At 70.3% G+C, this 4244-nt stretch carries 5 protein-coding genes and 1 pseudogene; 4 read left to right on the forward strand and 2 right to left on the reverse strand.

All coding sequences use genetic code 11. The features are described 5' to 3' along the window. The first annotated feature begins 186 nt into the window (after positions 1-186). The 4 genes and pseudogenes from ACFXMF_RS47010 to ACFXMF_RS47025 all read left to right on the forward strand — a co-directional run bounded on the left by ACFXMF_RS47010 (position 187) and on the right by ACFXMF_RS47025 (position 2681). Positions 187-603, forward strand: coding sequence for a hypothetical protein (locus ACFXMF_RS47010; protein WP_379988036.1), 417 nt, complete (start codon positions 187-189; stop codon positions 601-603). Positions 604-649: 46 nt separating this feature from the next. Then, the gene (locus ACFXMF_RS47015; RefSeq protein ID WP_379988035.1) at positions 650-1027 is read left to right on the forward strand and encodes a DUF952 domain-containing protein; all 378 of its coding nucleotides are present in this window, start codon (positions 650-652) and stop codon (positions 1025-1027) included. A 141-nt stretch (positions 1028-1168) separates the two neighbouring features. Beyond that, positions 1169-1546, forward strand: a pseudogene (locus ACFXMF_RS47020) (DJ-1/PfpI family protein); the annotation flags it as partial. Between the two features lie 532 nt (positions 1547-2078). Continuing rightward, a complete protein-coding gene (locus ACFXMF_RS47025; protein ID WP_360320343.1) occupies positions 2079-2681 on the forward strand; it encodes a DJ-1/PfpI family protein in 603 nt (200 codons plus the stop codon). Positions 2682-2710: 29 nt separating this feature from the next. Here the strand turns inward: ACFXMF_RS47025 and ACFXMF_RS47030 are convergent, their stop codons facing one another. Next, positions 2711-3031: a transcriptional regulator gene (locus ACFXMF_RS47030; protein WP_360320346.1), complete on the reverse strand. Its 321-nt coding sequence runs from the start codon at positions 3029-3031 to the stop codon at positions 2711-2713. Next, on the reverse strand, positions 3018-3626 hold the full coding sequence (locus ACFXMF_RS47035) for a hypothetical protein (RefSeq protein WP_360320349.1): 609 nt from the start codon (positions 3624-3626) through the stop codon (positions 3018-3020). The genes ACFXMF_RS47030 and ACFXMF_RS47035 overlap by 14 nt, the downstream gene beginning before the upstream one ends. Positions 3627-4244: the final 618 nt, after the last annotated feature.

Consider the following 4244-nt stretch of genomic DNA (forward strand, 5'->3'; position numbering starts at 1 on the left):
GTCTTTGTTTTGCGGCTCCGCCGCTCTCCGCGCTGCGCGCGTCGATCACCGGGGTGGGGCTGGGTCGGGGGCGCTGACGCGCCGGGGGGTGGGCGGGGTGGGGGTGTTGGGGTGGGTGATTCGGGGGTGGCGGATACGTTGTGTGGGAGATGGGTGAACTGGTCGGCGGTTCGAAGGGGGAGTGCGATGTCTGTTGTGGCGGGGGACGATGCGGGTGCTTGTCGGGCGGAGATTGTGCGGCTGCATGAGGTGATCGAGGGGTTGCTTACCGGTACCGGTGATGATTTGGCTGGGTTTGCCCTTGCGCATGTGGCGGAGTTCGGCATGGTCGAGCCTGGCGGCGGTGTGTTGTCGCGGTCGGACGTGTTGGCGATGGTCGACGGGGCGCGCGGGGTGGTGCCGGGGTTGCGGATCGGCATCGAGGATGTGCGGGTGGTGGCCTCGGAGGGTGGGTTTGTGGTGGCTTCGTATCGCGAGGTGCAGGTGCGGGCGGACGGCAGTGGGGATGTGCGGGCCGCGACGGTGGTGTTCGTTCGGGATGCCTCGGCGGTGCACGGGTTGCGGTGGCGGCATCTGCACGAGACGTGGGTCGAGCGCTCCTGAGGGTCGGTTGGTCGGTGGGGGCGTGGGTGGGTTTTAGGGTCGAGGGATGAGCGACGAGACCGTTTACAAGCTGGTGGGCACCGACGAGTGGGCGGCCGCGATGCGGCGCGGGGAGTTCGAAGGGGCCGGGATCGATCTGGTGGACGGATACGTGCATCTGTCCACGGGGGCGCAGGTGGCCGAGACGGCGCGTCGGCACTTCGCCGGGCGTGATGCGTTGACGCTGGTCGCGGTGGATCCGGGTGCGCTGGGGCCGACGTTGCGCTGGGAGCCGTCGCGGGGTGGGGACCTGTTTCCGCACGTGTACGGCACGGTGGAAGCTGCTGCGGTGCGCTGGGCCGAGCCGCTGGAACTGCCGGCGACGCCCGATGGCGACACAGTGGCCGAGGCGATTGCACGGGTCCTGCGAGCGCGCGGGCACTGACGACGCGATGGCGTAGTTCATGGGGTACATGTCGTGGACGCCACGGGCGACGGGCGCGACGCTGGAGGGGTGACCGAGCGCGAGCTTGTTTTCGTCGTCTTCGACGGGTTCCAGTCGTTGGACCTGGTCGGCCCTTACGAGGTGTTCGCCAATGCCGGCGGATATCGGTGTTCCGTGTTGGCGCGGCGTGCCGGGATGGTCGACTCGCACAGCGCGTTGCCGGTGTCCGCCGGCTTCGGAATCGCGGACGCGGCCCCACAGACGGTGGACACGCTCGTCGTGGTCGGCGGGGCCGGCGTGGCGGCGGCCTGTGCCGACCGCGAGCTGGTGGCCTGGGTGGCGGCGACGGCGGCCTCGGCGCGGCGGGTCACGTCGGTGTGCAGCGGGGTGTTCCTGCTGGGTGCTGCCGGGGTGCTCGACGGGCGTCGGGTGACCACGCATTGGCGGGGCGCCGCCCGGTTGGAGCGCGAGTACCCGGGTGCGCTCGTGGACGTGGATCCGATCTTCGTTCGGGACGGGCGACTGTGGACATCGGCCGGGGCGAGCGCGGGGATGGACCTGGCGCGGGCCCTGGTCGAGGACGACGCGGGCCGCGAGGTGGCGCTGGGGGTGGCCCGCGAACTGGTGTTGTTCCTGCGCCGGCCCGGCGGCCGGTTCCAGCTCGGCGTGCCGCTGTGGGGGACCCGCTCGGTCGGTGATCCGCTGCGCGGCGTGGTGGACGCGGTGACGGCCGACCCCGGCGCACGGCACTCGGTGGCGGACCTGGCCTGTTGCGCCGGGATGAGCGAGCGGCACTTCCGGCGGCGATTCACCGCCGAGATGGGCGTCGGCCCCGCCGGACATGTGGAACGGGTACGGGGCGAGGCGGCCGGCCGGCGTTGGCCGAGGGCGTGGATCCGGTCGAGGCGATCGCGCGCCGGTGCGGATTCGGCACCGGCGAGACTTTGCGGCGCACGTTCCATCGGCATCTGGGCGTCACACCCAATGACTATCCGGAACGATTTCGGTCCACGGGCCCGGTGTCCGGGACGACGAAGGAGGCGGAGACGTTGTGACCGGCTACGGACTGCTGATGTTCGACGGACTCGAAGAACTCGACCTGGTCGGCCCCTGGGAGGTGTTCACCACATCCGCGATGTTGCGCGAGGGCGCGGACACCGTCACCACGATCGCGGCCGATGTCGAACCGGTGCGCTGCGCCAAGGGATTGCGGTTGATCCCGGAGCACACCTTCGCCGAACACCCGCGCCTGGACGTGTTGTTGGTGCCGGGCGGCGCGGGGGTTCGGACCGAGGTGGACAACGAGGCGTTGATCGGGTGGATCACGCGTACGGCGCGGGACGCCGCGTGGGTGACGAGCGTGTGTACCGGAGCGCTGTTGCTGCACGAGGCGGGCCCCGCGCGGGGGCGCCGAGTGGCCACCCACTACACGTTCGAGGACGCCCTCGCGGCCCGTGGTGACATCACCGTGGTCCGCGATGCCCGCTACGTCGTGGACGGCAACCTGGTCACCAGTCAGGGGGTGTCCGCCGGCATCGACATGGCCCTGTGGCTGGTCGGTCGCCTGCACGGAGTCGAACACGCCCGCGCGGTACGCCGCTACATCCAGTACGAGCCGGCCCCGCCGTACCTGGCGGACACTCCGGGGGCGTGAGCACGGCGCTGCGGCGCGCTGTGTCGTGGCTATTCCGAGCGGGGCCGCGCCGAGAAGTTGCGCAGGCTGTCCAACTGTTCCCAGTGCTGGGCGATGCGCTCTCGGCCGGTCGTGGTCAGGGCGACGTTCGTGTTGGGCTTCCGGTGCACGAACCGCTTCTCGATCGTGACCAGTTCGGCTTCGGCGAGCTTGGTCAGGTGGCTGGAGAGGTTGCCCTTGGTCAGCCCCGTGGCGCGCTGGAGGAACACGAAGTCGGCGGACTCCACGGTGGAGAGCACCGTCATGAGAGCCAGCCGGCCCGGCTCGTGGATCAGCCGATCGAGGATCGGCCCGTCGCTAGGCGCCGACATCGCCGCCGCCGAGGTCCGGACCCTGGGTCGGGCCGAAGGCGCGCTGGAGTGCCGCATGATCGAGGAGCCCGGTCACTATCGTTGCCACGCCGACGAGCATAAGACCTACGTTGATCCTTCCCGTCGCCCCCACATCGCCCCAGATCGGCAACACGCCGGCCACCGCGAGGGTGCCCCAGACGGCCACGTGATGCGGCCTCGGCCGCATACCGATGGCGTAGGACACGTACATCACCAGCGCGAACACGACGGTGGTGGCGCTGAGCGGCAGCACGACCCGCCAATCCAGATTCACCGCCCCGGCCACCAGCGCCGCCCCCACGGCGGCGCCGGTCCCGGCCCTGGTGCGAGCGCGGCTCGACGGGGTGATGCGCCCGTAGTTCTCGGCGTAGTAGCGGGTCACCCACAGGTAGACCGCCCCGGCGACGATCATCAACCCCCCGGCAGCCCAGGTGACCCAGGCGTGGTCCAACGGCCCCCACCGCATGTTGGTCACCCCGGCGATGATGAACAGAACGCCGGTCGGAATCGAGAGCAGCCCTTTGAGATACGAGTAATCCGCCGCCGCCGCTTCGAGGCTCTTACGATCCATCATGATCCTCCCCCAAACTGGTTTGTGAGACAAACTCTACGGGCGTGCGGGCGGTCTGCAAACAGGTTTGCACCACAAACTTCAGGCGGTGGGGAGTGCCGACGGCTCACAACGCCAACGCGGCGTGCGTTCGGTTCGCAGCGGCGGCGATGCGCACCCGGTGGGCCGGGCCCGGTCCCGTGGTCGCCGGCGGTCGGGAGCCTTGGGTTTCCCGGCGAGAGTGGGGTGTTGCTCGCCGGAAAGGCACCGGCAACGGCGGAGCGGGAGGGGAGCCCGGTTGGGTCCGCCGGGGTGCCTTCCCGGGTGGGTCGGGTGATTTGTGGCCGGCGGTCGCGTGTTGGTGGGCAGCGGGTGGCTCAGTGCTAAACGGTTGGCGTGGGCTGGTGGAGGTGGGCCCGGTCCCGGGGTCGCCGGTGGCCGGGAGCCTTGGGTTCCCCGGCGAGAGGTGGGTGTTGCTTGCCGGAAAGGCGCCGGCAACGGCGGAGCGGGTGGGTGCTTTCGTCGGGTTCGCCGGGGAGCCTTTCCGAGTGGGTCGGGTGATTTGCGGCTGGCGGTCGCGTCTTGGTGGGCGGCGGGTGGCTCAGTGCTAAACGGTCGGCGTGGATCGGCGGAGATCGAGCC

This window comes from Embleya sp. NPDC059213 (genome assembly GCF_042754445.1).
In the GTDB taxonomy this organism is placed as follows: domain Bacteria; phylum Actinomycetota; class Actinomycetes; order Streptomycetales; family Streptomycetaceae; genus Embleya.